At 62.4% G+C, this 26,141-nt stretch carries 22 protein-coding genes and 1 tRNA gene; 5 read left to right on the top strand and 18 right to left on the bottom strand.

The genetic code is table 11. The features are described 5' to 3' along the window. Positions 1-39 precede the first annotated feature (39 nt). Positions 40-2,724, top strand: a complete 2,685-nt coding sequence (locus FJW03_RS11265) for a phosphoenolpyruvate carboxylase (RefSeq protein WP_140765878.1) — start codon at positions 40-42, stop codon at positions 2,722-2,724. Between the two features lie 130 nt (positions 2,725-2,854). After that, positions 2,855-3,812 (top strand): IS630 family transposase gene (locus FJW03_RS11270; RefSeq protein WP_140690776.1). Its coding sequence is split into 2 segments (ribosomal slippage): positions 2,855-3,205 and positions 3,207-3,812, totalling 957 coding nucleotides; the frame shifts between segments, so codons are not numbered across the junction. A 168-nt stretch (positions 3,813-3,980) separates the two neighbouring features. Here the strand turns inward: FJW03_RS11270 and FJW03_RS11275 are convergent. Then, positions 3,981-4,065, bottom strand: a tRNA-Leu gene (locus FJW03_RS11275). Positions 4,066-4,290: 225 nt separating this feature from the next. Between FJW03_RS11275 and lipB the strand changes: the two genes are divergently transcribed. Then, the gene (gene lipB, locus FJW03_RS11280; RefSeq protein WP_140767059.1) at positions 4,291-5,034 is read left to right on the top strand and encodes a lipoyl(octanoyl) transferase LipB; all 744 of its coding nucleotides are present in this window, start codon (positions 4,291-4,293) and stop codon (positions 5,032-5,034) included. A gap of 16 nt (positions 5,035-5,050) precedes the next feature. Here the strand turns inward: lipB and FJW03_RS11285 are convergent, their stop codons facing one another. After that, complete coding sequence (locus tag FJW03_RS11285; RefSeq protein ID WP_140767060.1) at positions 5,051-6,301, bottom strand: site-2 protease family protein; 1,251 nt, start codon at positions 6,299-6,301, stop codon at positions 5,051-5,053. Positions 6,302-7,506: 1,205 nt separating this feature from the next. Here FJW03_RS11285 and FJW03_RS11290 point away from each other — a divergent pair. Beyond that, positions 7,507-7,983 carry a tetratricopeptide repeat protein gene (locus FJW03_RS11290; protein WP_140767061.1) on the top strand — a complete coding sequence of 159 codons (477 nt, stop codon included), beginning with the start codon at positions 7,507-7,509 and terminating at the stop codon, positions 7,981-7,983. A gap of 341 nt (positions 7,984-8,324) precedes the next feature. Here FJW03_RS11290 and FJW03_RS11295 read toward each other — a convergent pair whose 3' ends face one another. The 4 genes from FJW03_RS11295 to proS form a co-directional block, all read right to left on the bottom strand. After that, positions 8,325-8,618, bottom strand: a complete 294-nt coding sequence (locus FJW03_RS11295) for a GYD domain-containing protein (protein ID WP_140610489.1) — start codon at positions 8,616-8,618, stop codon at positions 8,325-8,327. A gap of 130 nt (positions 8,619-8,748) precedes the next feature. Continuing rightward, positions 8,749-9,432: an ABC transporter ATP-binding protein gene (locus tag FJW03_RS11300; protein ID WP_181165635.1), complete on the bottom strand. Its 684-nt coding sequence runs from the start codon at positions 9,430-9,432 to the stop codon at positions 8,749-8,751. After that, positions 9,429-10,715: a lipoprotein-releasing ABC transporter permease subunit gene (locus tag FJW03_RS11305; RefSeq protein ID WP_140767062.1), complete on the bottom strand. Its 1,287-nt coding sequence runs from the start codon at positions 10,713-10,715 to the stop codon at positions 9,429-9,431. Before FJW03_RS11305 ends, FJW03_RS11300 begins: the two co-directional genes overlap by 4 nt. Beyond that, positions 10,712-12,040: a proline--tRNA ligase gene (gene proS / locus FJW03_RS11310; protein WP_140767063.1), complete on the bottom strand. Its 1,329-nt coding sequence runs from the start codon at positions 12,038-12,040 to the stop codon at positions 10,712-10,714. The genes FJW03_RS11305 and proS overlap by 4 nt, the downstream gene beginning before the upstream one ends. Here proS and FJW03_RS11315 point away from each other — a divergent pair. After that, positions 12,039-12,275 (top strand): hypothetical protein, encoded by a 237-nt coding sequence (locus tag FJW03_RS11315; protein ID WP_140767064.1) that lies wholly within the window; start codon positions 12,039-12,041, stop codon positions 12,273-12,275. The genes proS and FJW03_RS11315 overlap by 2 nt on opposite strands. Before the next feature lie 419 nt (positions 12,276-12,694). On the opposite strand, the gene FJW03_RS11320 is transcribed toward FJW03_RS11315, so the two are convergent. From FJW03_RS11320 to nuoG, 12 genes are all read right to left on the bottom strand, one after another. Further along, positions 12,695-12,979, bottom strand: a complete 285-nt coding sequence (locus FJW03_RS11320) for a DUF1467 family protein (RefSeq protein ID WP_010910093.1) — start codon at positions 12,977-12,979, stop codon at positions 12,695-12,697. Next, positions 12,976-13,380 carry a methylmalonyl-CoA epimerase gene (gene mce, locus FJW03_RS11325; protein ID WP_140767065.1) on the bottom strand — a complete coding sequence of 135 codons (405 nt, stop codon included), beginning with the start codon at positions 13,378-13,380 and terminating at the stop codon, positions 12,976-12,978. Before mce ends, FJW03_RS11320 begins: the two co-directional genes overlap by 4 nt. 122 nt (positions 13,381-13,502) lie before the next feature. Then, the gene (locus tag FJW03_RS11330; protein WP_140767066.1) at positions 13,503-15,173 is read right to left on the bottom strand and encodes a ribonuclease J; all 1,671 of its coding nucleotides are present in this window, start codon (positions 15,171-15,173) and stop codon (positions 13,503-13,505) included. 22 nt (positions 15,174-15,195) lie between these two features. Next, positions 15,196-16,017 (bottom strand): biotin--[acetyl-CoA-carboxylase] ligase, encoded by an 822-nt coding sequence (locus FJW03_RS11335; RefSeq protein WP_140767067.1) that lies wholly within the window; start codon positions 16,015-16,017, stop codon positions 15,196-15,198. A gap of 168 nt (positions 16,018-16,185) precedes the next feature. Continuing rightward, positions 16,186-17,622: an NADH-quinone oxidoreductase subunit NuoN gene (gene nuoN, locus FJW03_RS11340; protein WP_140610482.1), complete on the bottom strand. Its 1,437-nt coding sequence runs from the start codon at positions 17,620-17,622 to the stop codon at positions 16,186-16,188. A 19-nt stretch (positions 17,623-17,641) separates the two neighbouring features. Next, entirely contained in the window at positions 17,642-19,147 is a 1,506-nt protein-coding gene (locus FJW03_RS11345) for an NADH-quinone oxidoreductase subunit M (protein ID WP_140610481.1), read from the bottom strand. Further along, positions 19,147-21,120 (bottom strand): NADH-quinone oxidoreductase subunit L, encoded by a 1,974-nt coding sequence (gene nuoL, locus FJW03_RS11350; protein ID WP_140767068.1) that lies wholly within the window; start codon positions 21,118-21,120, stop codon positions 19,147-19,149. Before nuoL ends, FJW03_RS11345 begins: the two co-directional genes overlap by 1 nt. Positions 21,121-21,129: 9 nt before the next feature. Beyond that, positions 21,130-21,438 carry an NADH-quinone oxidoreductase subunit NuoK gene (nuoK, locus tag FJW03_RS11355; protein ID WP_019858930.1) on the bottom strand — a complete coding sequence of 103 codons (309 nt, stop codon included), beginning with the start codon at positions 21,436-21,438 and terminating at the stop codon, positions 21,130-21,132. Position 21,439: 1 nt separating this feature from the next. Further along, positions 21,440-22,060, bottom strand: coding sequence for an NADH-quinone oxidoreductase subunit J (locus FJW03_RS11360; protein ID WP_140610479.1), 621 nt, complete (start codon positions 22,058-22,060; stop codon positions 21,440-21,442). 232 nt (positions 22,061-22,292) lie between these two features. Beyond that, positions 22,293-22,784 carry an NADH-quinone oxidoreductase subunit NuoI gene (nuoI, locus tag FJW03_RS11365; protein ID WP_140610478.1) on the bottom strand — a complete coding sequence of 164 codons (492 nt, stop codon included), beginning with the start codon at positions 22,782-22,784 and terminating at the stop codon, positions 22,293-22,295. Positions 22,785-22,989: 205 nt separating this feature from the next. Further along, positions 22,990-24,033: an NADH-quinone oxidoreductase subunit NuoH gene (gene nuoH, locus FJW03_RS11370; protein WP_140610477.1), complete on the bottom strand. Its 1,044-nt coding sequence runs from the start codon at positions 24,031-24,033 to the stop codon at positions 22,990-22,992. A gap of 2 nt (positions 24,034-24,035) precedes the next feature. Continuing rightward, positions 24,036-26,117: an NADH-quinone oxidoreductase subunit NuoG gene (nuoG, locus tag FJW03_RS11375; RefSeq protein ID WP_140767069.1), complete on the bottom strand. Its 2,082-nt coding sequence runs from the start codon at positions 26,115-26,117 to the stop codon at positions 24,036-24,038. Between the last annotated feature and the right edge of the window lie 24 nt (positions 26,118-26,141).

Consider the following 26,141-nt stretch of genomic DNA (forward strand, 5'->3'; position numbering starts at 1 on the left):
GGCCACAGCGGCAATCGATGGACGGGTCAGGAAATCGGTTTGGAACAGAGCAGGCGCATCAGATTTCGTGAAGACGAGCGCAGCCTTTTGTTGCGCCTGCTGCTTCAGGTCGCAAGCGCGCGCGAGCCGGAGATCGCCGCTGTTCTAAGCGGACGCAGGTCGCTTGTCTCGCTTGCCGCGGAGCAGCGCATCCCGGCGCTTCAGGCGAGCGGCGTATGGTTCCAGTTGCTGACGATTGCCGACGAGTTGCTTGCCATGCGAACGCGTCGCGAACTCGAACAAGGCGCGGGTGTCGACGAAGTGCCCGGATCGTTCGCCAGCGTGATCGCGCAGATGGCGGCGAACGGCCACTCGGCGGAGGAAGTCCAGGCGACGCTCGATGAGCTTTGCGTCGGCCCGACCATGACCGCGCATCCGACAGAGGCCAAACGCGTCACGGTTCTGGAGATCCACCGGCGTATCTATCGCAAGCTGACCGAACTCGACCAGCCGCGCTGGGCGCCGGGCGAACGTGACCTGTTGGTCGCCGATCTGGAAAGCGAGATCGAGCTTCTGTGGATGACGGGCGAGCTGCGGCTGGAGCGTCCGACGGTCGAACGCGAAATCGCTTGGGGCCTGCATTTCTTTCGCGAAGTCATCTTCGAGGCGACGCCGCAGCTCTATGGCAAGCTTCAAGGCGCTTTCGAGCGTCACTATCCGGGAGAGCCGATCAGAATCCCTTCTTTCATGCGCTATGCCTCGTGGATCGGCGGCGACCGCGATGGCAATCCAAACGTGACGGCTTTGGTCACCGCCCATGCCGTGGCCGAATACCGCAATACCGCGATAGGCTGGTATCTGACGCAGGTGCAGCGGCTGGTGACGGTGCTCAGCGCCAGCTCGAACGTCGTTGAGCTGCCGGCCAACTTCAAGCCGGTGCTGCAAACGGCGCTTGATAAAAGCGGACAGGCGCAAGAGATCGCCACCCGCAATCCTGACGAACCGCTTCGCCAGTTCGCTTCGGCCTTGCTTGCCCGGCTGGAGGCCACGCGAGACGGCGGCACGGCGGCGTACCTCTCGGCGGAGGCGTTTCGTGTCGATCTGAACGGCCTGTCATGCGTTCTCGAAGCAATCGGAGGGCGCGCGGTAGCCAGGCGTTTCGTGCAGCCCCTGCTTTGGCAGGTCGGAAGCTTCGGCTTCCGTACCGTCTCGCTCGACATCCGGCAGAACTCCACGGTCGTCAACCGTGTGCTGGCCGAGCTGTTTGCGCTGACAAATCCCACAGATCCGGTCGCGGCCGGCACACCGCAATGGTCGGCGCGCATTCGCGCAGCCTTAAGCGGGGGCGAACGGCTGGAGATCGACGCAGGCCGGCTTTCGCCGGAAGCAGGTGAGCTGCTTTCGACATTCTCCGTCATCCGCGAGCAGATCTCCAGCTCGGATGCCGACGCCGTCGGCTCTTTCGTTCTCAGCATGACCCGCTCGGCCGACGATCTGCTCGCGGTCTATCTACTGGCGCAATATTGCGGACTCTCCACCGCGCCTGGTGGCGGCGGCACAATCAGGCTGCGGATCGTGCCATTGTTCGAGACCATCGCCGATCTGCAGGCAGCACCCGTCATCCTGAACGAATTGCTCGGCATTTCGCTGGTGAGGCGGACGGTGCGGGATTTCGGCGCGCGCCAGGAGATCATGCTTGGCTACTCGGATTCCAACAAGGACGGCGGTTTCCTGGCTTCCAATTGGGAATTGGCAAAGGCGCAAAAGCGCCTCGCTGCCATCGGCCGTAAGCATAGGGTCAGGATCAGCTTCTTTCATGGTCGCGGCGGCTCTGTCAGCCGTGGCGGCGCGCCGACCGGCCGGGCAATCGCGGCACAGCCGGCAGGCACCGTCGCCGGAGCCATGCGGGTGACCGAACAGGGCGAGGTCGTATCGTCGAAATTCGCCAATCGCGGCACCGGCCTCAACCAGCTCGAGGTTCTCGCCGCCGGCGTGCTGGCCCATAGCGTCGGAGCGCCCGGCGGTGTCGAACCGAAGGAAACGCCGGAGTTCGACGAAGCGCTGGAAGCGCTGGCAGGCATGTCGCAGGCATCCTATGCCAGGTTGATGGCCGAGGCCGGCTTTCTCGATTATTTCAACCAGGCGAGCCCGGTCGCGGAACTGGCACTCCTGAAAATGGGCTCACGACCGGATCGCCGTTTCGGCGCCAGCGGGATTGCCGACCTGCGCGCCATTCCCTGGGTGTTCGCCTGGAGCCAGAACCGTCATCTGTTGACCGGCTGGTATGGCATCGGCAGCGCGCTGAGCGCCTTCGTCACAGTGCGCGGCGAGGCCGGGCGCGATCTTCTGGCCCGCATGTTCGAGCATTCGCGCTTCTTCCGCCTGATCGTCGACGAGGCCGAGAAGACGCTTTACCAGTCCGACATGGAGATCGCGCGGCTCTACGCCGGCCTGGTGTCCGACAGCCAAGCGGCTGGGCGAATCTACGCCCGCATCGCCGCCGAATACGAGTTGACGCGACGCCTGATCGGTGACCTCACGGGAGGCGATCTTTCCGCACGCTTTCCGATGTTCAAGCGGCGCTTCGACAATCTGCGGCGGCAGATGGACGACATTCACCGGCTGCAGGTCGAGCTGCTGCGCGAAGTCAGGTCAAATACCAGGACAGCGGATCAAAAGCGGGCGACCGACGCTCTGCTCGTATCGATCAATTGCATCTCGGCTGGCCTCGGGTGGACGGGATAGGCCCGGCTTCTGCCGAGCCACTTCGTCACATTGCATCATCGCCCAGGGCTAGAGCGTCGGGCGAATAGGGTGAATCGTTGGGATTCCCTTTTCGACTGAAATCTGATTCCTATGGATGCGGAGGTGCACCATGGGCAAAGCGGTTTCGCAGGATTTGAGGCTACGACTTGTTCGCGGCATTGCCGAGGGCAAGTCGCGGCGGGCAGTTGCGGCGCAGTTTGAGGTGGCGCCTTCGACGGCGGTACGCGTTCAGGCACGCTATGCGGCGACTGGTTCCGTCGAACCGGCCCGTCAGGGGCGTCCTGCCGGGTCTGGCAAACTCGGCCCGTATCGTCAGGCCATTGTCGACAAAGTGATGGCCAGGCCGGACATCACGATGCCTGAGCTTGGCGCGTGGCTTGAAGACGAGCACGGCGTCAGGGCGGACCCGTCGAACCTGTCGAAGTTGCTGTGCCGGGAGGGGTTTACGTATAAAAAAAGCCCTGCTGGCGTCGGAGCAAGAACGGCCCGACGTGAGAGCGGCGCGGCGTGAGTGGCGCGACCATCATCAGCCTCTGATGCGCGCCGTGCCGGCGCGGATCGTCTTCATCGACGAAACGAGCGTGAAGACCAACATGACCCCATTGCGCGGGCGCAGCCTGCGCGGCAAGAGGCTCCTCGCCGATGCGCCCTTCGGCAAATGGCATACCCAGACCTTCATCGCCGGCCTGCGTTGCCATGAACTGGTGGCCCCCTGGATCATCGAGGGAGCCATCGACGGTGCGGCGTTCGATGCCTATGTCGAAACCCAGCTCGCACCGGCTCTCGGGCGCGGCGACATCGTTATTCTGGACAATCTCAATGTCCACAAAAGTCCGCGCGCCGCAGAGGCACTCAAACAGCGCGGCGCCAGGTTCCTCTTCCTGCCCAAATATTCGCCGGACCTCAACCCGATCGAGATGGCCTTCGCAAAACTCAAAACCCTGTTGCGAAAGGCCAAAGCGCGCACCTACGACGATCTCGTCCGCGCCGTCGGAAGCATCTGCGCCATGTTCGATCCAACCGAATGCTGGAACTATCTCAAACAGGCAGGCTACGTTGCATGTTAATCGCCCGATGCTCTAATTGCCCTATAGCGCCAGCCTTCCGCTCCAAAAGGCCGGCGCATCGGCTATGCCGGCGCTGTCATCTCGGCCTTCGGCGAATTGGCGCGGGAAAAGTGCGCCGACGGTCGCTTCGATTCACGGAGTCGTCCAAGAAACACTTTTGGGGAATTTTGGTGCGGTCGAGAAGACTCGAACTTCCACGGGTTGCCCCACAGCGACCTCAACGCTGCGCGTCTACCAATTCCGCCACGACCGCACGTGGTAGGAGCCGGAACCGACCGGCTCGCGGCGTGTAGCAAATCGTTTCCGGCGAAACAAGTGCGTGGCGAGCAATAATCTCAGGCGATTGGCATAACGGTCCACAGGATTGGGAAACTGGACGTTTGTACCCGATGTCGCCATATGGAGAGCGGACGCATGCCGCCCGGTCGCATGCTTCGGGCTTGACCCGCGGGATGCACAAGCGAAAAACGAAAAAGCCATGCCAGAACGCAGCCAGATCGCCACGTCGTTCCTGCCGCTCCCCGGTTCGGCGCCGGTCGAATGGCTGGTCGAGCCTGGCCTCACCGCCTACCCCGATGCGCTGGCCTTCATGGAGGCGCGTGCCGAGGCGATCCGCGGCGGAGCAACCGGAGAAATGGTCTGGCTGGTCGAACATCCACCGCTCTATACCGCCGGCACCAGCGCGCGCATCGAGGACCTGATCGATCCTGACCGCTTTCCGGTCTTTTCGGCCGGGCGTGGCGGCGAATACACCTATCATGGCCCCGGCCAGCGGGTCGCCTATGTCATGCTCGACCTGAAGCGGCGCCGCGAGGATGTGCGCGCCTTCGTCGCCGCGCTCGAACAGTGGATCATCGGCACGCTCGCCGTCTTCAACGTGCGCGGCGAACGGCGCGAGGACCGGGTCGGTGTCTGGGTTGTCCGGCCCGATCGCCCTGCTCTGCCGGACGGCTCGCCGGCAGAGGACAAGATCGCGGCAATAGGCATTCGGCTGCGGCGCTGGGTGAGCTTTCACGGCATAGCCATCAACGTCGAGCCGAACCTCGGCCATTTCGGCGGCATCGTGCCCTGCGGCGTGCAGGATCACGGCGTCACCAGCCTCGTCGACCTCGGCCTTCCCATTGGCATGGCCGACCTTGATCTGGCGCTCAAATCCGCCTTCGAGGACGTCTTCGGCCCCGCCGCGGCCTTGCCTGCCGAGGCTGCTCGCAAGATCGGTTGAACCTGGCGGGTTCAGCTCAAAGCAATTGCGCCGACGCCCACAGGACGCCGCAGCCATGGATGACGAACACCGCCAGCAGCGCGCCGGCCATGGCGAACCGGTCGACCGCGCGGATCGGTTCCAGTTCGTGGCGCGGCTTCACCCCGCTGCCCATGGTCAGCAGGCTGAGGATCGAAAAGACCGCTCCCGCCGCGAGCAGAAAGCCGGAGGAGAACCCGGCCTGCCCGCCAATCATCAGCAAGGCCGAGAGCAGCAGGAACGAGGCCACCGCCAGCCAGATCGGCCCTGGGCAGATCTGGCGCAGCACCTGACCGCCATCGAACTTCCACACCGGCACCAGATTGGCGATGTTGAACAGGGCCACGCAGCCTGCCAGCGCCGCGAGCAGCGCGGCGGCGCCCTTGTGCCCCTCGCCGCCGGCAAACGCGCTGGCGGCTATGACGATCGGCACCAAGAAAGCGGAGAACCCCGCCCCCATCAATGCCACGAAGGCCACTTCGAACCGGCTGTTGTAGGGCCGGCCGCCAATGGCGATGCCGCCGAGCAGCGGGATGAAGATCATCCGTGCCTTGCGGTGCCCCATCAGCCGGAACGCCGCCATGTGGCCAAGCTCGTGCAAGGCCACCACCGACGTCAGGATCGTGGCCAGCGCCAGCCCGCCGAGATGGAGACCGAAGAACGGCCATAGGATCAATGCCGACAGCACCGCAAAGCCGATCTGGCTCAGCGGATGCTCGAACCAGCCGCCTTTGCGATAACGCCCGGTCGTCGCCCAGCGCTGCAGCTTGGAGAGCTCGCGGCGCATGGCGAAGTAACGGAACACCAGGAAGGCGATGCCGCGGTAGCGGTCGGTCCGGCCAAGGGTCACCCTTGTGCCATGACCCTCGGAAACCAGTTCGGTGGTCTCCTGATAATCCTTCCAGAAAGAACTATCGAGCACGGTATCCTCGATGACGCGCATCGAAAACCGGCTGCCCTCGACAACGTCCTCAAACTTTGACCTGCGCTCGATCGGCTTGCCGTCGCGGCCTTCCCACGACAGCATGATGCGGGTCACGCCCTCCCCGTCCAGCGCTTCGGCTGACAGGATCTCACCGGACCAGCCGGCATCGCTGCCAAGCGGCCACAGCGCCTGCCAGAGGCGCTGGCGGTCCATGGCAACCACGCGGCTCACCCTGACCGTGCGCAAACCAAGCGGCATGGTCATCAAGAGAAAGATCAGCCCGAGATTGCTGGCCACGAGAATGGCCGTAACGATCGGCGACACCTGGACGTTGCTCCCTGCCTTCAGGGTACCCTAACGTCGGGGCGGCAAGAAAGGCTTAACGGGCGGAGTGGCCCTGGCCATCGAGGAAACAGCGACGGCACGCCGCCAATTCACATGGCTCCGATCCAGATCGCCATGGAAATGAGGAACGTGCTCATGCAGACAAGCGAGACGACATCCTGAACCAGATCGGTCATAACTCTCTCCTGTTGTTTGCATGTTCGTATTTTGTTCTAATTTTGTTCGAATGTCAACGACCGAGCATAGGGGGATAGGAGGAGAATTTGACACGGTTAGTGAACGGTTAACCGGTCCGGAGGGTCGTTTGACAAGGCGGTGCCAGCAGACCGTTCAAGGCTGCCGCGCCGACACGGCGCATGACGACGACGGATGGTTCTGACAATTGCGCCGCGCCAGCAGGCTTCCTGTCTCATTTCAAGACGAAGGGGCTGGCATCCGTCTTGCTCCGTAGGTGTTGCCGGTTGATCCCGGTCCTGATCGCGTACTCTGATCAGGTTGTAGGCTCGCCGGGCTTCGAGGTTGTTGGGGTCTTCGCCCGGCGAGTTTATCGGAATGATGATCACCCTATCCTGAGAGCCGCCAATGAGCCTTCAATGCGATTAAGCCGGAGCAGATCGCAATCGCCAACACGATCAGTGCCCATGTGACACCAACGCGGGAAAGTCGCCATCGGCGGCCTTGTCTCATGCGCTTTCGCCAACGGTCAGCCTGATTGGCACCACCGTATTTTCCCTTGCCTTCACGCGCTCGCCGCCGCTTGCTTGAGGCGCGCTCAATCGGGATCTGCCTGTCCGATGTCCCAGACGACTTTGGGGAGCTCGATGCATCCTTCTCATCAAAGTACCCTCGTCACTGGCAAATCTCTCATGATATTTCGCGTGTGTGGCTATGGGGAGACTTGTTATGGCTTGGCGGGTTTTTGGAATTTTGGCGATGGGCCTGATCCCGGTCGCTTTCCTTAGTGGCACTTCGAACGCAAAAGCCTCCAACGCCGACATAGAGCGCTGTATTCATTCGAAGACACCGAACGACAAGGTTTACCATTGCTCGATTGCATTGAGAGGTCGACCTGGCGGAGAGATGACCGATCGCCTCCTTCTTCGAAGAGGCAATGCGCTCATGCAACTCGGAATATTTTCCGAAGCTGTCAAGATTTCTCACGCCTCATCGTGGCTAATCCGACCGTGGCTGGCTATGTCGACAATCGTATGGCCGCCCTGCGATCCCTCGGCCTTTATCAGGAAGCACTCGCGGACGCCAATCACGCAATAGACTTGGCGCCGCACAAAGCCTTTGTCTATCACAGCCGTGGTCTTGTTTTTGAAGACCTAAAACAGTTTGCTTCTGCTTTGAGCGATTTCGACCGAGCAATTTCCCTCGATCCTAACAATGCAGGGTTCATGGTCGAACGTGCGAGGGTCAAAATGGAAGCCGGCCGTGCGAGTGAGGCTGTCGAGGACCTCTCTCTCGCCATTGCCCAGGACCCCGGCAATTTGGCCGCGCTGAAGCAGCGCGGCATGGCGCGTCTCGCCCTTGGTGATCTCAACTCCGCGGCAAGCGATCTTCACACCTACAGCCGGGCAGTTCCCGACGATCGGGAAGTCGCGGCTGCGATTGCTGGCATTAAGCCCGCCGCAAGTAGGCGGCCTTCAACGCCTTGATGAGAGGCGCGGTGACTTGAGCAATTCCAGGAAAAGTGTGAAACGGTTTTCCGTTCGGAATTGCGTCAAAACAAAGAGCCTGAGCAATTCCAAGAAAAGTGTGAACGGTTTTCCGTCCGGAATTGCGACAAAGAGTTAGAGCAGTTCACCGTTTTCGTGAAACTGTAAACCGCTCTAACCGGATGGCATGAATACCTATGCCATTGAGGTTGGCTGTCGCAGCAGATTGCCGCTGCACCATTTGTGCGGCCGATAGCTGCCAGCCGAGGTGCAAAATTTTCTTCTATCTCCAGCCCACGGCGCCGGCTCCCATTGCTCGCGCACGGCAGCACGGCCACCGGTCAGGCCATCTTTGCCATTACCTTGGCCATGTCTGCCGTGTCGAACGCCCTCAGAGTCTGAGTTCTGATGTTGCCCAGCGATGCGATCGACAGGGATAGTGCGGTCGCGGCAATGTCGTCGTCGGCTTCGGCAATCGCCACGACATCATGTTGGCCAAGTGTCCACAACAGGGTGTGTACCTTGACGCCGCTTTTGCTGGCCATCGCCTTGAAGGCCTCGGCACGCTTCTGGGTATCCTTTATGCTCTTGATACCTTGGTCTGTGAAATTCGAGAGCAGCACGTAGTAAGCCATTCATTCCTCCCACAATGGGGAGCGGGCGGGCGCTCACGGCGCGTCCGCCGTCTCCCAGAGCCTACGATAACACGAGCCGGGGATGCGAACCACAGGCGGCCAGACACGCCATCGCGCACCATTGCGTAGCCTACAATGGGACAACCTTGCCGTCGGCCAGGGTGACGCGCCTGTCCATGCGCGATGCCAGCTCGTGATTGTGAGTGGCGATCAGCGCCGCGAGGCCCGACTGCCGGACCAGCGCCTCCAGTGCCTCGAAGACATAGGAAGCGGTGACCGGGTCGAGATTGCCGGTCGGCTCGTCGGCCAGCAGCACCAGCGGCGCATTGGCAACCGCACGCGCAATGGCGACGCGTTGCTGCTCGCCGCCGGAGAGCTCGGCGGGCCGGTGCGATGCGCGCTTGCCGATCTGCATATAGTCGAGCAACTGCGCCGCGCGTTCAGCCGCTTCCTTGCGCGGCAGCCCCTTGATCAGCTGCGGCATCATGATGTTTTCCAGCGCGGAAAACTCCGGCAGCAAGTGATGGAACTGGTAGACGAAGCCGACATCGTTGCGGCGGATCGCCGTGCGCTCGTCGTCGGACAGCCGGCCGCAGGCCCGGCCCGACAGGATGACATCGCCGGCATCGGGACGCTCCAGCAGGCCCGCCGTATGCAGCAGCGTCGACTTGCCGGTGCCCGATGGCGCCACCAGCGCCACCATCTCGCCGCGCCGCAGCGAAAAATCGGCGCCGTTCAAAATCGTGAGCTTGCGCGGCCCCTGGACATAATGCCGCTCGACGCTCTTCAGCTCGATAATGGCCTCGGCCATCATTCATACCTCAAGGCTTCGACCGGATCGAGACGGGCCGCCCGCCATGCCGGAAACACCGTTGCCAGGAAGGACAGGCCGAGCGCCATGATGATGACATAGGTCGTCTCGCGCGGATCCATTTTCGCCGGCAGTTGGCTGAGGAAGTAGAGCTCGGGATTGAACAGCACCTTGCCGGTCATCCAGGAAAAGAACTGGCGGATTGATTCGATATTGAGGCAGATGACCACGCCAAGCAGCACGCCGGCAACGGTGCCGGTCACGCCGATCGCGGCGCCCGTCATCAGGAAGATGCGCAGGATGGCGCCGCGCGAGGCGCCCATCGTGCGCAGGATGGCGATGTCGTGCCCCTTGTCCTTCACCAGCATGACAAGGCCGGAGATGATGTTGAGCGCCGCCACCAGCACGATCAGCGTCAGGATCATGAACATGACGTTGCGTTCGACCTGAAGCGCGGAAAAGAACGTCTCGTTGCGCTGGCGCCAGTCGACGAGGTCGATCGGCCGTTGCGCCGCCTCCTCTATCTTCGGCTTCAACGCGTCGACATCGTCGGGATTGTCGACATAGATCTCGATCGTCTGTGCGCGACCGTCCATGTTGAAATAGAGCTGCGCCTCGGAGAACGGCATGTAGACGATGGAGCTGTCATATTCCGACATGCCGACTTCGAAGATCGCCGCGATCTTGTAGCCCTTCATGCGCGGCGTCGTGCCGAGCGGCGTCACGTCGCCGTCCGGCGAGATGAGCGTGATGGTGTCGCCGAGCGTCAGGCCGAGATTCTCGGCCATGCGCTTGCCGATGGCCACGCCCTCGCCGGCATCGAAATTGGCGAGCGTGCCCTGCTTGATGTTGCTGGCGACGATGGCGATCTTGCCGAGATCCTCGCCGCGAATGCCGCGCACCAGCGCGCCCGTGCCGCCGCCGACATTGCCTTGCGCCAGCACCTGGCCATCGATCAACGGCAGAGCATATTTGACGCCGGCCACGCCGTTGATGCGGCTGGCGACCTGGGCATAGTCCTCGAGCGGAGAATCGAGCGGCTGTACGATCAGGTGGCCGTTGACGCCAAGGATGCGCGTCAAAAGCTCGGCGCGGAACCCGTTCATCACGGCCATGACCACGATCAGCGTCGCCACCCCCAGCATGATGCCGAGGAACGAGATCGAGGCGATGACCGAGATCACCGTCTCCTTGCGCCGCGAACGCAGGTAGCGCCACGCCACCGTGCGTTCGAAGATGGAAAAGGGGCCGGCGCCCGCCGACCTTGCCGTGGCCGCGTCGCTCATGCGGCGACACCGAAGCGTTTTTTCGCGTCGGCGACCGGCAGCGTCACGCGCTCGCCGGTTTTGCGATTCTTGATTTCGACCTCGCCGGCGGCCACGCCGCGTGGGCCCACGATCACCTGCCAGGGCAGGCCGATCAAGTCGGCGGTGGCGAACTTGCCGCCCGGCCGCTGGTCGGTGTCATCGTAGAGCACATCCTTGCCTGCAGCGGTGAAGGCTGTATTGAGCTCGTCGCAGACACGGTCGCAGTCCGCGTCACCCACTTTCATGTTGATCAGGCCGATGTCGAAGGGCGCCACGGCTTCCGGCCAGATGATGCCGTTCTCGTCATGGCTGGCCTCGATGATTGCCGCGACCAGCCGCGACGGGCCGATGCCGTAGGAGCCGCCGGAGGCGAAATGATCCTTGCCATCGGGGCCGGTCACCTTGGCGCCCATCGGTTTCGAATATTTCTCGCCGAAATGGAAGATGTGGCCAACCTCGATGCCGCGTGCCGAAACCTTGTCGCTCTCGGGGACCTTTTCCCAGGCCGCCTCGTCATGCATTTCGTCGGTGGCGGCGTAAGGCGTCGTCCACGTCCTGACGATGTCAGCGATCTCGCCGTCATTGGCGAAGTCGGTGTTCGCGCCGGGCACGGCAAGCGAAAGATAGTCGCGATGGCAGAAAACCTGGCTCTCGCCGGTGTCGGCCAGGATGATGAATTCATGGCTGAGATCGCCACCGATCGGCCCGGTGTCGGCGCGCATCGGGATCGCCTGCAAGCCCATGCGTGTAAAGGTCCTGAGATAGGAGACGAACATCCTGTTATAGGCGGCTCTCGCGCCCTCGAAGTCGAGATCGAAGGAGTAGGCGTCCTTCATCAGGAACTCGCGCGAGCGCATGACGCCGAAGCGCGGCCGCACCTCGTCGCGGAACTTCCACTGGATGTGGTAGAGGTTGAGCGGCAAATCCTTGTAGGACTTCACATAGGCGCGGAAAATCTCGGTGACCATTTCCTCATTGGTCGGACCGTAGAGCATGTCGCGATCCTGGCGGTCCTTGATGCGCAGCATCTCCTTGCCATAGTCGTTGTAGCGGCCGCTTTCGCGCCACAGATCGGCCGACTGGATGGTCGGCATCAGGATTTCCAGCGCGCCGGCGCGGTTCTGCTCCTCGCGGATAATCTGGCAGACCTTGTCCAGCACCCGCTTGCCAAGTGGCAGCCAGGAGAAACTGCCCTGCCCCTGCTGGCGGATCATGCCGGCACGCAGCATCAACCGGTGCGAGACGATCTCGGCCTCGCGCGGATTTTCTTTGAGGATAGGCAGGAAATAGCGCGACAAACGCATGGACTGGTCCGTGAATGAGAACGGCCACGCCAGAATCGGCGCGACGCAGGCTTGCTTGCCCCGGCTTCATATCCATTTCATGACGGATTGGAAACCCGGCCACACCGGCACAATGCCGCGTTTCAGCCCGGAATCCTTCGGTTTCCGATCAGGCCGCGTCGGCAATGAAGCGCACCGATCGTCTTTGGGCTTGGCCTTCAATTCTTTGCGCGCGTCAATTCAGGACATGCCGTAAAGGCTGCGCCACGCCTTGCTGGTCGTTTCGAAAGCAAACCATGCCATACTATTGTGCAGTGCAGCACGAGAATGCCTGTTTCGAGGCAAAATTCTTCGTGACTTTTTCATTCGGCTTAGGCTAGTGTGCCGCGATAACCGAGAGGGCGGAGAAAAATCTGCTCTCCTACGCGGTCAAAGTCTTGGGAGGATGCGATCTAGGCGCGGTTACTCGCTGCCGCCGGAAACCGGAAACAGATCGGACGCGTTTAATTGCAAGGCCTTGTGCCTTGCATTTTTTTTGTGCAATCATCTGGTTAGCGCGGTGAGTTGCCAGGTCACATGACCTTGCGTCAGCAGGTGTATGGTCGCGAAAACGCGACAGCATCGCGGGCCGCATCCTCACGATCTCGATGCAGCGCAGCGCCCTTGCCGGGCGATCTACTTCGCTGGAGTCTGGCCGAAATCCGGCACGATGTGCGGGATGTCGTTGAGGCTGTATCCCAGCCCGTGCGTCAGGCCATAGAAGATGCCCATGAGAATGGCCGTGGCGATGGTGGTGCGGATCACGGCGCGCAGCATGTGCGGCCCGCGCGGCGCGCTTGGAACAGTGCCCAGCGTCACGTCGTGATCATCATCCTGCGTGCGGACACTGAACGGCAGCACGGCAAACAGCACCACCCACCAGGTCGCGAAAAACAGGGCGGTGAACGAAACCCAGCTCATGATTGCTCCAGTTCGATCAGCGTGCCGAAGAAATCCTTCGGATGCAGGAACAGCACCGGCTTGCCATGGGCGCCGGTCTTCGGGTTGCCGTCGCCCAGCACGCGGGCGCCGGCGGCCTTAAGCTGGTCACGCGCGGCCAGGATGTCGTCGACCTCGTAGCAGAGATGATGCATGCCGCCGGACGGGTTCTTCGTGAGAAACGCCGCGATCGGCGAGCCCTCGCCCAAAGGCTCCAGCAGTTCGATCTTGGTGTTGCCGATATTGACGAACACCACGGTGACGCCGTGCTCCGGCAGAGCCTGCGGCTCCGTCACGTCGGCGCCGAGGGTGTTGCGGTAGGCAGCGGTGGCCGCGGCCAGATCCGGCACTGCAAGCGCGACATGGTTGAGACGTCCGAGCATTGGCTTCTTTCGAGGCAATAGGGCAGTACGGCAGCAGGGAAGACAGTCCACGAGGAGCATCCGATCTACTCTCGGCTCCTACCCTACTGCCTTATCGCCCTACTCCCCTACTCCCTTGTTCGTCACCTGGTGACGAAAACCGTCACCAGCGGCTTCTTGCCCCAGGCTTCGTTGGCCGCGCCACGCACCGCGCGCCGCACCGCCTCTTGCACGAGGTCGAGGTCCTTTCGGCGCTGGCGAGGAATCGAATCGACCGCGCCGACGGCGGCGTCGATCATCAGGTCCTCCAGCGTTTCGCCGCTGGCATCGGCCTCGGCGACGCCGATGGCGACAAGGTCGGGATCGCCGGCCAGCTCATATTTCTCGTCGAGCACGACATTGACCGCGACATGGCCGGCAAAGGACAATTTGCGCCGGTCGCGGATACCCATCGCCTGATCCGAGCCGATCAGATTGCCGTCCTTGTAGATACGGCCGAACGGCACCTGGTCGATGATGGTGGCGGGTCCCGGCGCGAGCCTCAGCATGTCGCCGTCGCGCACCTGCGCCACCTGGCCGATACCGGAGGTCGACATCAGCGAGCCCTGCGCCACCAGGTGCGCCGCCTCGCCATGGACGGGGACGCCGATCTGCGGGCGCACCCACTCGTACATCTTGCGCAATTCGCTGCGGCGGGGATGGCCGGAGACATGCACTAGCGCGTCGCCGTCCTCGATGATCTTGATGCCAAGATCGATGAGGCGGTTCTTGATCTCGAGGATCGCCTTCTCGTTGCCGGGAATGGTACGCGACGAAAACACCACCGTGTCGCCCGCCGTCAGCGACACCGATTTCATCTCGTCACGCGACAGTTTTGCAAGCGCTGCCAGCGGTTCGCCCTGGCTGCCGGTGCAGATGATCACCAGGTTTTCGCGCGGGATGAAGCCGAAATCCTCCTCGGCGATGAACTCCGGCAGGCCGTCCATGTAGCCGAGCTCGTCGGCCACGTCGATGACGCGCTTCAGCGAGCGCCCGAGCACGAGACACTGGCGGCCGGCATCGCGTGCCGCCCTGGCGATGGAAACGATGCGGCCGACATTGGAGGAAAACGTCGTGACGGCGACGCGGCCCTTGGCGGCCTGGATGACGCCCTTGAGGCCCTCGCCGACGGCGACTTCCGAAGGCGAATCGCCTTCCCGCAGCGCATTGGTCGAATCGCAGATCAGCGCCAGCACGCCCTTGTCGCCATAGGCGCGAAAGCGCGCCTCGTCGGTCTTGGGACCGATGGTCGGCTCCGGGTCGATCTTCCAGTCGCCGGTGTGGATGACGGTGCCCGCCGGCGACGTGATCGCCAGCGACATTGGCTCGGGAATGGAGTGCGCGACCGGAATGGCTTCGATCTGGAAGGGACCGACGGTGAATTTCTCGCCGGCGTGGTAGATCGTCAGCGGGATCTTCGGCGCGCCCTGCTCGCCTTGCCGCTTGGCTTCCAGCAACCCGGCGCTGAACGGCGTCATCCATACCGGCGCCTTCAGCCTCGGCCAGATGTCGAGCAGCGCACCATAGTGATCCTCATGCGCGTGGGTGATAACGATGCCGCGCAGATTGGCGAGGTTCTCCTCGATGAAGCGCGTGTCGGGCAGGATCAGGTCGACGCCCGGATGCGCGGCGTCTGGAAAGGTAACGCCGACATCGATGACGATCCACTCCCGCGCGCTCGGCGGGCCGTAGCCGTAGAGGGCGAAGTTCATGCCGATCTCGCCGACGCCGCCGAGCGGCACGAAGACGAGTTCGGCGTTTTCCGCTTTCGCCATGATTTTTCCCTTTCCAAGCCCACTATACCCGGGCGGATGCGACCGCGCCGAAATGCACATCGCCGGCGGCGATCGTCACAACAGTCCCCTCATCGTCGCGGATCACGAAACGACAGTCCTCGTCAATGGTCTCGAACACGCCACGCACCACATTACCGTCAATTCTGACAGCAACCTCACCGCCAAGTCCCGCTGCGCGTGTCAGCCAACGCCGCCTGACGGCGGCAAGGCCGCGCCCTTCATCCCACAGCCGTGCATTCTCGCTCCACGCATCCGACAGCGCCAGGAACAGTGTTTCCGCGTCGCAAGCCGCACCGAGCGCGTGCAGCGATGTCGCCGGATAAGGTACGTCCTCGGGGTGCGCCACGACATTGACGCCGATGCCGACCGCGACCGCGAAGCGGCCGCCGTCCAGAACGGCCGATTCCAGCAGGATGCCGGCGAGCTTGGCGCCGGAGGCAAGCACGTCGTTTGGCCATTTCAACTCGAAACGGTTTTGTCCCTGGCTCGCGCCATCGAGCCCGATGGCGATGCGGCCCTTGGGCACCACCGCGTCGAGCGCATCGGCAAGCGAGAGGCCGGCAACGAAACCCAGCGTCGCGGCAAGGCGGAGCTCACCACCGGTGATGACGAGCAAGGTCGCCGCCAGATTGCCTTCGGGCGACACCCAAGCGCGGCCGCGCCTGCCGCGCCCGCTTTCCTGCTTTTTGGAAACCACCCATAATCTGCCCGGGTCGCCTGCCCGGGCATGATCGAGCGCCACCGTATTGGTGGAGCCGACGCTGTCATGCGCTTCGAGCCGGAACCCTTCCGAGACTGAGGTTGGAGCCAGCCGAAATGCCATACTAGTGGTCCGATTCTAACATTCGCATCCCGTTCCAGCAGCGCAGTGAGCGAATGTCAGAATCAAAGGACCTCCAGCCAAATATGAGTTTCCAGTGGAGTTTTCAAATTTGACATTCGCGCACCACTTGGTGCGTCCCGAGAGGCGAATGTCAAACTTACTCACCAGCTAGAAGAAGGTCTTGGCGGCGGCTTCGGCATAAGTGCCGATCGGCCCGCCGATCAGCACATAGAACAGCACGAAGGCGCCGGAGACGCCGAGCACGAGGCGCAATTCGCTGGCCATCGGCACGAAACCGCCAACCGGCTCATCGAACCACATGATCTTGATAATGCGCAGATAATAGTAGGCGCCCACCACCGAGGCCAGAACGCCGATGATGGCCAGCGCGTAGAGGCCGGCATTGATGGCGGCGAGGAAGACATACCACTTCCCCCAGAAGCCCGCGAGCGGCGGAATGCCGGCCAGCGAGAACATCAGGATGGTGAGGATCGTCGCCATGATCGGATTGGTCGAGGCGAGGCCCGCCAGGTCGCTGATCTGCTCGACATTGCCTTCCTTGCGCCGCATGGCGAGGATGAAGGCGAAGGTGCCGAGCGTCATCACCAGGTAGATCAGCATGTAAATGGCGACGCCGCGCACGCCAGCCTGGCTGTTGGCGGCAAGGCCGACCAGCGCGTAGCCCATGTGGCCGATCGAGGAATAGGCCATCAGCCGCTTGATGTTGGTTTGGCCGATAGCCGCAAAGGCACCGAGCGCCATGGAAGCGATCGAGATGAAGACGATGATCTGCTGCCAGTCGGATGCGATCGGCTTGAATGCGCCCATGGTGACGCGCACGATCAGCGCCATCGCCGCCATCTTCGGGGCGGCCGCCAGGAAGGCGGTCACCGGTGTCGGCGCGCCCTCATAGACGTCGGGCGTCCACATGTGGAACGGCACCGCCGAGATCTTGAAGGCAAGGCCGGCCAGCACGAAGACCAGGCCCAAAACGAGGCCAAGCTGACGCCCGCCGCCGCCGAGTGCGGTGGCGATCTCGTGGAAGCCGGTATTGCCGGTGTAACCGTAGACCAGGCTGATGCCATAGAGCAGCATGCCGGACGACAGCGCGCCAAGGACGAAATACTTCAGCCCCGCCTCGGTCGAACGCAGATTGTCGCGGTTGATCGCCGCCAGCACGTAGATCGCCAGCGACTGCAGTTCGAGGCCGAGATAGAGCCCGATCATGCCGTTGGCCGAGATCATCAGCATCATGCCGAGCGTACACAGCAGGATCAGCACCGGATATTCGAACTTGTCGAAACGTTCCGCCTTGGCAAAGCGCATCGACATGATCAGCGTCACCGCAGAGCCGACCAGGGCCAGCACCTTCATGAAGCGGGCGAAGGAATCCTGGACGAAGGCGTTGCCATAGGCATTGCCCTGCCCGGTCGAAAAGATCAGCCAGGCGCCTGATATGACCAGTACGGCGACACCAAGGCCAGTCACCGTATTGGCGGTGTTGGAACGGGAATAGGCTCCGACCATCAGCAGCGCGAGCGCACCGATGGCAAGGATCAGCTCGGGCGTCGAGAGCGACAGGCTGGAGAGAAGGTCCGGCGTCATGGTTCGCAAAACCCTTGGGTTAATTCGCCGCCGCGGTCTGCGCGGCGCCGATGGATGCGGTGACATTGGTGACGAGCGACTTGACCGATTGGGCCGTCGCGTCGAAGACGGGAGCGGGATAGACGCCAAAGAAGATGACCAGCACGACCAGCGGGTAGATTATTGCCTTCTCGCGCGGCGACAGATCGAGCAGCCCCTTCAGGCTATCCTTGGTTAGCGCGCCGAAGATCACCCGGCGATAGAGCCAGAGTGCATAGGCGGCCGACAGGATGACGCCGGTGGCGGCGAAGAAGGCCACCCAGGTGTTGACGCGGAACACGCCAAGCATGGTCAGGAACTCGCCGACGAAGCCGCTGGTGCCGGGCAGCCCCACATTGGCCATGGTAAAGACCATGAACACAGTGGCGTATTTCGGCATGTTGTTGACCAGTCCGCCATAGGCGGCGATCTCACGCGTGTGCATGCGGTCGTAGATGACACCGACGCACAGGAACAGGGCGCCGGAGACGAGGCCGTGGCTGAGCATCTGGAAAATCGCGCCCTGCACGCCTTCCTGATTCATGGCGAAGATGCCCATGGTGACGAAGCCCATATGGGCGACGGAGGAATAGGCGATCAGTTTCTTCATGTCCTCCTGCATCAACGCCACCAGCGAGGTGTAGATGATGGCAACGACGGACAGGGTGAACACCAGCGGCGCGAACATTTCGGACGCCAACGGGAACATCGGCAGCGAGAAACGCAGGAAGCCGTACCCGCCCATCTTCAAGAGGATAGCGGCCAGGATCACCGAGCCGGCCGTCGGCGCCTCGACGTGCGCGTCCGGCAACCAGGTGTGCACCGGCCACATCGGCATCTTCACCGCGAAGGAAGCGAAGAAGGCAAGCCACAGCCATGTCTGCATATTGGCCGGGAAACTATGCGTCAGAAGCGTCGGAATGTCGGTCGTGCCGGACTGGTAGAACATCGCCATGATGGCGAGCAGCATCAGCACGGAGCCGGCAAGCGTATAGAGGAAGAACTTGAACGAGGCATAGACGCGCCGCTTGCCGCCCCACACGCCGATGATGATGAACATCGGGATCAGGCCGGCTTCGAAGAAGACGTAGAACAGCACGATATCCAGCGCGCAGAACACGCCGATCATCAGCGTCTCCAGCAGCAGGAAGGCGATCATGTAGGCCTTGACGCGCTTCTCGATCGCGTCCCACGACGCCAGGATGCAGAGCGGCATCAGGAAGGTCGTCAGGATGACGAACAGCATGGAAATGCCGTCGACGCCCATATGGTAGGAGATTCCGGAGTCGAGCCAGGCCGCCTTCTCGACGAACTGGAAGCCGGCTTGCGAATTGTCGAAGCCCGTCCAGATGAACAGCGAGACGATGAACGTGAACGCCGTGGTCAACAGCGCGATGGCGCGGATGTTGCGGCGTGCGTTTTCGCTGTCATCGTTGATGAACAGGATCAGCAGAACACCAACCAGCGGCAGGAAGGTGACCAGCGAGAGGATTGGCCAGGCGGTCATCAGAGCATCATCCAGGTGACGAGTGCGGCAACGCCGATCAGCATGGCGAAGGCATAGTGGTAGAGATAGCCGGTCTGCAGCTTGACGACGCGGTTGGTGACATCGACGACCCGCGCCGAAATGCCGTCCGGACCAAGGCCGTCAATGATGGTGCCGTCGCCGGTCTTCCACAGGAAATGGCCAAGACGCTTGGCGGGCCGCACGAATAGGAAGTCGTAGAGTTCGTCGAAATACCACTTGTTGAGCAGGAAGGCGTAAAGCAAGCGATGGTTGGCGGCGACGCTCGGGGGCAATTCCGGCGAGCGGATGTAAAACTTCCACGCCACCGCCAGGCCGATCAGCATGGCGATGAAGGGCGACAGTTCGACCCAGAGCGGCAATTCGTGGATCTCATGCAGGATGTGGTTGTCCGGGAGCGTGAACAGCGAGGCCTTCCAGAATTCGGCATAGCCCTCGCCGATGAAGGCGCCGTGGAAGATGATGCCGGCAAACAGCGCCCCGGCCGCCAGCACGTAAAGCGGCCCGAGCATGACTGGCGGCGATTCATGGACGTGGTGCATCACCTCATGGCTCGCCCGCGCCTGGCCGTGGAAGGTCATGAAGATCAGCCGCCAGGAGTAGAAGGAAGTGAAGCAGGCGGCGATGACTAGGAGCACGAAGGCAAGGCCCGCAACCGAATTATGGCCGGCGAAGGACGCTTCGACGATTGCGTCCTTGGAGAAGAAGCCGGCGGTACCGATGACGGTCACCGGAATGCCGACACCGGTCAGCGCCAGCGTGCCGATCACCATCATCCAGTAGGTGGTCGGGATCAGCTTTCTCAGGCCGCCCATCTTGCGCATGTCCTGTTCGTCGGAAACGGCATGGATGACCGAGCCCGAACCGAGGAACAGCAAAGCCTTGAAGAAGGCATGCGTGAACAGATGGAAGATCGCAGCCCCATAGGCGCCGACGCCCAGCGCCACGAACATGTAGCCGAGCTGCGAGCAGGTCGAATAGGCGATGACGCGCTTGATATCGTTTTGCACCAGACCGACGGTCGCCGCGAAGAAGGCAGTGAAGGCGCCGATGAAGGTCACCACCGTCAGTGCCGAATGCGACAGTTCGAACAGCGGCGAAAGCCGTGCCAGCATGAACACGCCGGCCGTCACCATGGTGGCGGCATGGATAAGCGCGGAGACTGGCGTCGGGCCTTCCATGGCGTCCGGCAGCCAGGTGTGAAGCGGCACCTGCGCCGACTTGCCCATGGCACCCATGAAGAGCAGCAGGCAGACGACGGTCATCGCCGTCTGCTTGTCCAGCGCATGGCCAAGGAAGGTCAGCACGGCGGGGCCCTGCGGCGCGCCTTCAGCCGGAATGAATGTTGCCGCATTGGCGAAGATGGTGCCGAGATTGACCGAGCCGAACAGCACGAACACGCCGAAGATGCCGAGCGCGAAGCCGAAATCGCCGATGCGGTTGACGACGAAGGCCTTGATGGCCGCGGCATTGGCCGAGGGCTTCTTGTACCAGAAGCCGATCAGCAGATAGGACGCGAGGCCCACCCCTTCCCAGCCGAAGAACATCTGCACGAGGTTGTCGGCCGTCACGAGCATCAGCATGGCGAAGGTGAACAGCGACAGATAGGCGAAGAAGCGCGGCCTGTCCGGATCGTGATGCATGTAGCCGATCGAATAGATGTGAACCAGCGCCGAGACGGTGTTGACCACCACCAGCATCACCACGGTGAGCGTGTCGATCCGGAGAGCCCAGGAAGCCTCCAGTCCGCCGGACTGGATCCAGCGCAGCACCGGCACGGTGAACACCTCGCCATGGCCGAAGCCGACGGTGAAGAAGGCGACCCACGACAGGACAGCTGATATCACCAGGAAGCCCGAGGTGATGTATTCCGATGCCTTGGCGCCGAGCGAATTGCCGAGCAGGCCGACGATCAGGAAGCCGAGCAGCGGAAGGAAGACGATCGCTTGATACATGATAGCCCGTCAACCCTTCATCATGTTCACGTCTTCGACCGCGATCGAGCCGCGGTTGCGGAAGAAGACGACGAGAATGGCTAGCCCGATCGCAGCCTCGGCCGCCGCGACCGTCAGCACGAACAGCGCGAACACCTGGCCGACCAGATCGCCAAGTGCGGCCGAAAAGGCGACGAAATTGATGTTGACCGCAAGCAGGATCAGCTCGACCGACATCAGGATGACGATGACGTTCTTGCGGTTCAGGAAGATGCCGAACACGCCGAGCGTGAACAGGATCGCCGATACGGTCAGATAATGTGCGATGCCGACGACCATCTCAGACTCCTTCGCCCGACTTGACCTTGCGGATTTCCATCCCGGTCGCCGCGGTGCGGGCGACCTGGGCTGCGATCGACTGCCGCTTGACCCCTTCCTTGTGGCGCAGCGTCAGCACGATCGCGCCGATCATGGCGACCAGCAGGATGAGGCCCGAAACCTGGAAGTAGTAGAGGTAGTCGGTGTAGAGGATGTCGCCCAAAGCTGCCGTGTTGGAGCGGGCGGCGAGATCCGGAATGGGCTTCGAGACCGCCGTGGCGAGCTGCGGCGCGAATGTATAGCCGCCCAGCACCACAATCAGTTCCGCCGCCAGGATCAGCCCGACCAGCGCACCGATCGGTGCGTATTGCAGGGCGCCTTCCTTCATCTCGGCGAAGTCGACGTCAAGCATCATGACGACGAACAGGAACAGCACCATGACCGCGCCGACATAGACGACGAGCAGGATCATGGCCAGGAATTCGGCGCCGGTCAGCATGAAGAGGCCGGCGGCGTTGAAGAAGGTCAGGATCAGGAACAGCACCGAATGCACGGGGTTGCGCGACGAAATGACCATGAACGCCGACGCCACCGCGACAAAGGCGAAGAGGTAGAAGAAGGCCGCCTCTAGTCCACTCAGCATGGGGTTCCCCCGGGGTTCCTAATTCCGACTCCGTCCCGACTCCGGTCCGAATTCGCGTGTTCCTTAGACGGGCGACGTTGCGCCGTCCACTTTCTTGTTCCTTCTCCCCGTTTACGGGGAGAAGGTGGCCCGAAGGGCCGGATGAGGGGCAGCGCAAAGATTGGCGACCTTGGCGCCGCCCCTCATCTGCCTGCCGGCATCTTCTCCCCGTAAACGGGGAGAAGGACGCCAATCACCGATAGGGCGCGTCCAGCGAGATGTTGCGCGCCAGTTCGCGCTCCCACCGGTCGCCATTCGCCAACAGCCTGTCCTTGTCGTAGTAGAGCTCTTCGCGCGTTTCCGTCGCGAATTCGAAATTCGGCCCCTCGACAATGGCGTCGACCGGGCAGGCTTCCTGGCAGAAGCCGCAATAGATGCACTTCACCATGTCGATGTCGTAGCGCACCGTGCGGCGCGTGCCGTCATTGCGGCGCGGACCGGCCTCGATGGTGATGGCCTGCGCCGGGCAGATCGCCTCGCACAATTTACAGGCGATGCAGCGTTCCTCGCCGTTGGGATAGCGGCGCAGCGCATGCTCGCCACGAAAACGCGGGCTCACCGGCCCCTTCTCGTGCGGATAGTTGATCGTCTCCTTCGGCGCGAAGAACTGGCGCATCGACAGGAAGAAGGCGCTGACGAAATCCTGCAGCAGCAGCGATTTGGCGGCCTGAGCTAGCGCGTTCATTGGCCGCTCCCATACAGGTTTATTGCAATGAAATAGCCCGCACATCCAAATAGGATGGGCGTCACGACACGAAACACAAATGTTATCGGCTTTACAGCGTCCGCACTTAGTTGCTTCAAAATACGAGGCAGCAGAACCAGATATTCGAACAACGCGATAAGAAGGCCGACAATTGCTCCCAAAAAGCCGACAGACAAATTACTCATCACGCAAACCCCGCGATCTTGAGGAAGGCGGCGGTGGCGACCACCATGAACAGCGAGATCGGCAGGAACACCTTCCAGCCAAGCCGCATCAACTGGTCATAGCGGTAGCGCGGCACGAAGGCCTTCACCATGGAGAACATGAAGAACATGAAGCAGATCTTCAGCACGAACCAGATCACGCCGGGCACCCAGGTGAAGGGCGCGAAGTTGAACGGCGGCAGCCAGCCGCCGAGGAACAGGATGGTGGCCAGCGCGCACATCAGCACGACGGCGACATATTCGCCGAGGAAGAACAGCAGGAACGGCGTCGACGAATATTCGACCATATGGCCGGCGACCAGTTCCGACTCGGCTTCCACCAGGTCGAAGGGCGGGCGGTTGGTCTCGGCCAACGCCGAGATGAAGAAGATGACGAACATCGGCAGCAGCGACAGCCAGTGCCAGTCGAGGAAGGTGTTAGGCAGGCCGAGCTTGGTGCCCAGCCCATCCTGTTGCGACATCACGATGTCGGACAGGTTGAGCGAGCCGACGCACAGCAGCACGGTGACGATGACGAAGCCGATCGAGACTTCGTAGGACACCATCTGCGCTGCCGAACGCAGCGCGCCGAGGAAAGGATATTTCGAGTTCGACGCCCAGCCGCCCATGATCACGCCATAGACCTCGAGCGAGGAGATGGCGAAAACATAGAGGATGCCGACATTGATGTTAGCGATCGCCCAGCCCTCATTGACCGGAATGACCGCCCAGGCCGAGATCGCCAGCACGGCAGAAACCAACGGCGCGAGGAGAAAAACGCCCTTGTTGGCGCCGGACGGGATCACCGGTTCCTTGAAAACGAACTTCAATAGGTCGGCGAAGGCCTGCAGCGTGCCCCAAGGGCCGACGACGTTCGGGCCGCGACGCAGTTGCACCGCCGCCCAGATCTTGCGGTCGGCATAGAGCAGGTAGGCGACGCCGATCAGAAGCACGACGATGAGGAGCACCGACTCGGCCAGAATCCAGAGCGCCGGCGCCACATAGAGGAAGAAGAAAGTGTCCATGCTTATTCCGCCGCTTGCTTGAAGCCGCTCTTGGCCAGCGCCGAGCATTCCGCCATCACGGCAGACGCCCGCGCGATCGGGTTGGTCAGGTAGAAATCCTTGACCGGCGAGGTGAACGTACCCTTGTTCAGCCGGCCGCCGAGCTTCGCCACCTTGGTGATGTCCTCGGCATTGCCGGCCGCGACCTGATCGATGCGGGCAAGATGCGGGTACTCACCGTAGAGCTTGTGGCGCAGTTGCGGCAGCGAATCGAACGGCAGCTTCTTGCCCAGCACATCCGACAGCGCCCGCAAAATGGCCCAGTCCTCGCGGGCATCGCCCGGCGCGAAGCCGGCGCGGTTGGTCTGCTGCACGCGCCCTTCGGTGTTGACGTAGGTGCCGGACTTTTCCGTGTAGGCAGCCGCCGGCAGGATGACATTGGCCCGGTGCGCGCCGGCGTCGCCATGGGTGCCGATATAGACGACGAAGGCGCCGCCGGTCTTGCCCATGTCGATCTCGTCGGCACCGAGCAGGAACAGCACGTCCGTTTCACCCAGCATGCCGGCGACGTTCTTGCCGCCCTCGCCCGGCACGAAGCCGAGATCGAGGCCGCCGACGCGTCCGGCCGCGTTGTGCAGAACGGCAAAGCCGTTCCAGTCGGCGCGGGCGGCGTTGACGGCAGCGGCAAGCCTTGCCGCCTGGCCGAGCACGGCCGCGCCATCGGCGCGCGCCAGCGCGCCCTGGCCGACGATGATCAGCGGATGCGTCGCCTTCTTCAGCGTCTGGAAGAACTTGCCATTGCCCTCGGCCAAATCCTTCAGCGAGTCCGGCCCGGCGCCCAGCAGTTCGTAGTCATAGCGCGTGTCGCCGATCTCGCCGATCACGCCGACCGGCAGATCGCCAATCCGCCAGCGCTTGCGGATACGGGCGTTGAGCACCGAGGCTTCGAAGCGCGGATTGGCGCCGATGATCAGCACCGCATCGGCCTGCTCGATACCCTCGATGGTCGGGTTGAAGACGTAGCTGGCGCGTCCGAGCGCCGGATCGAGCGCGGCACCGTCTTGACGGCAGTCGACATTCTTCGAACCGAGCGAGGCCATCAAGAGCTTCAGCGCGTAGATTTCCTCGACCGCGGCGAGATCGCCAGCAATGGCGCCGATCTTGTCGGGCGATGTCTTCGACACCGCGTCCTTGATCGCGGCGAACGCTTCGGCCCAGCTTGCCGGAACCAGCTTGCCGTCCTTGCGCACATAGGGCCGGTCGAGGCGCTGCGTGCGCAGTCCGTCCCAGATGAAGCGGGTCTTGTCGGAGATCCACTCCTCGTTCACCTGCTCGTTGACGCGCGGCAGGATGCGCATCACTTCGCGGCCACGGCTATCGATGCGGATCGCCGAGCCGACCGCGTCCATCACGTCGATGGATTCGGTCTTGGTCAGTTCCCACGGCCGCGCCTGGAAGGCGAAGGGCTTGGAAGTCAGCGCACCCACGGGGCACAGGTCAATGACATTACCCTGCAGCTCCGAGGTCATCGCCTGTTCGAGATAGGTGGTGATCTCGGCGTCCTCGCCACGGCCGATCAGGCCGAGTTCGGAAATGCCGGCGACTTCGGTGGTGAAGCGGACACAGCGCGTGCAGTGGATGCAGCGGTTCATCACCGTCTTGACCAGCGGGCCGATATACTTGTCTTCGACCGCGCGCTTGTTCTCGTGATAGCGCGAGGAATCGACGCCGAAGGCCATCGCCTGGTCCTGCAGGTCGCACTCGCCGCCCTGGTCGCAGATCGGGCAATCCAGCGGATGATTGATCAGCAGGAATTCCATCACGCCTTCCCGGGCCTTCTTGACCATGGGCGTGTTGGTGAAGATTTCCGGCGGCTCGCCATTGGGGCCGGGGCGCAGGTCGCGCACGCCCATGGCGCAGGAAGCCTGCGGCTTGGGCGGCCCGCCCTTCACTTCGATCAGGCACATGCGGCAATTGCCGGCGATCGACAGCCGCTCATGGAAGCAGAAGCGCGGCACTTCCGCGCCCGCGTCCTCCGCCGCCTGCAGCAGCGTGTAGTGGTCGGGTACAGTGATTTCTTTCCCGTCGACCTTGAGCTTTGCCATTCGTCTCAAACCCCTGCGGATTTC

Origin of the sequence: Mesorhizobium sp. B4-1-4, assembly GCF_006439395.2 — a bacterium.
In the GTDB taxonomy this organism is placed as follows: domain Bacteria; phylum Pseudomonadota; class Alphaproteobacteria; order Rhizobiales; family Rhizobiaceae; genus Mesorhizobium.

Bases quoted from the DNA above. Each gene is read 5' to 3' on its own strand.
- lipB (WP_140767059.1), top strand. From the start codon at position 4,291: ATGCCAGAACGCAGCCAGATCGCCACGTCGTTCCTGCCGCTCCCCGGT.
- FJW03_RS11295 (WP_140610489.1), bottom strand. From the start codon at position 8,618: ATGGCTTACTACGTGCTGCTCTCGAATTTCACAGACCAAGGTATCAAG.
- FJW03_RS11300 (WP_181165635.1), bottom strand. From the start codon at position 9,432: ATGATGGCCGAGGCCATTATCGAGCTGAAGAGCGTCGAGCGGCATTAT.
- FJW03_RS11305 (WP_140767062.1), bottom strand. From the start codon at position 10,715: ATGAGCGACGCGGCCACGGCAAGGTCGGCGGGCGCCGGCCCCTTTTCC.
- FJW03_RS11315 (WP_140767064.1), top strand. From the start codon at position 12,039: ATGGACTGGTCCGTGAATGAGAACGGCCACGCCAGAATCGGCGCGACG.
- proS (WP_140767063.1), bottom strand. From the start codon at position 12,040: ATGCGTTTGTCGCGCTATTTCCTGCCTATCCTCAAAGAAAATCCGCGC.
- FJW03_RS11320 (WP_010910093.1), bottom strand. From the start codon at position 12,979: ATGAGCTGGGTTTCGTTCACCGCCCTGTTTTTCGCGACCTGGTGGGTG.
- mce (WP_140767065.1), bottom strand. From the start codon at position 13,380: ATGCTCGGACGTCTCAACCATGTCGCGCTTGCAGTGCCGGATCTGGCC.
- FJW03_RS11330 (WP_140767066.1), bottom strand. From the start codon at position 15,173: ATGGCGAAAGCGGAAAACGCCGAACTCGTCTTCGTGCCGCTCGGCGGC.
- FJW03_RS11335 (WP_140767067.1), bottom strand. From the start codon at position 16,017: ATGGCATTTCGGCTGGCTCCAACCTCAGTCTCGGAAGGGTTCCGGCTC.
- nuoN (WP_140610482.1), bottom strand. From the start codon at position 17,622: ATGACGCCGGACCTTCTCTCCAGCCTGTCGCTCTCGACGCCCGAGCTG.
- FJW03_RS11345 (WP_140610481.1), bottom strand. From the start codon at position 19,147: ATGACCGCCTGGCCAATCCTCTCGCTGGTCACCTTCCTGCCGCTGGTT.
- nuoL (WP_140767068.1), bottom strand. From the start codon at position 21,120: ATGTATCAAGCGATCGTCTTCCTTCCGCTGCTCGGCTTCCTGATCGTC.
- nuoK (WP_019858930.1), bottom strand. From the start codon at position 21,438: ATGGTCGTCGGCATCGCACATTATCTGACCGTATCGGCGATCCTGTTC.
- FJW03_RS11360 (WP_140610479.1), bottom strand. From the start codon at position 22,060: ATGCTGAGTGGACTAGAGGCGGCCTTCTTCTACCTCTTCGCCTTTGTC.
- nuoI (WP_140610478.1), bottom strand. From the start codon at position 22,784: ATGAACGCGCTAGCTCAGGCCGCCAAATCGCTGCTGCTGCAGGATTTC.
- nuoH (WP_140610477.1), bottom strand. From the start codon at position 24,033: ATGGACACTTTCTTCTTCCTCTATGTGGCGCCGGCGCTCTGGATTCTG.
- nuoG (WP_140767069.1), bottom strand. From the start codon at position 26,117: ATGGCAAAGCTCAAGGTCGACGGGAAAGAAATCACTGTACCCGACCAC.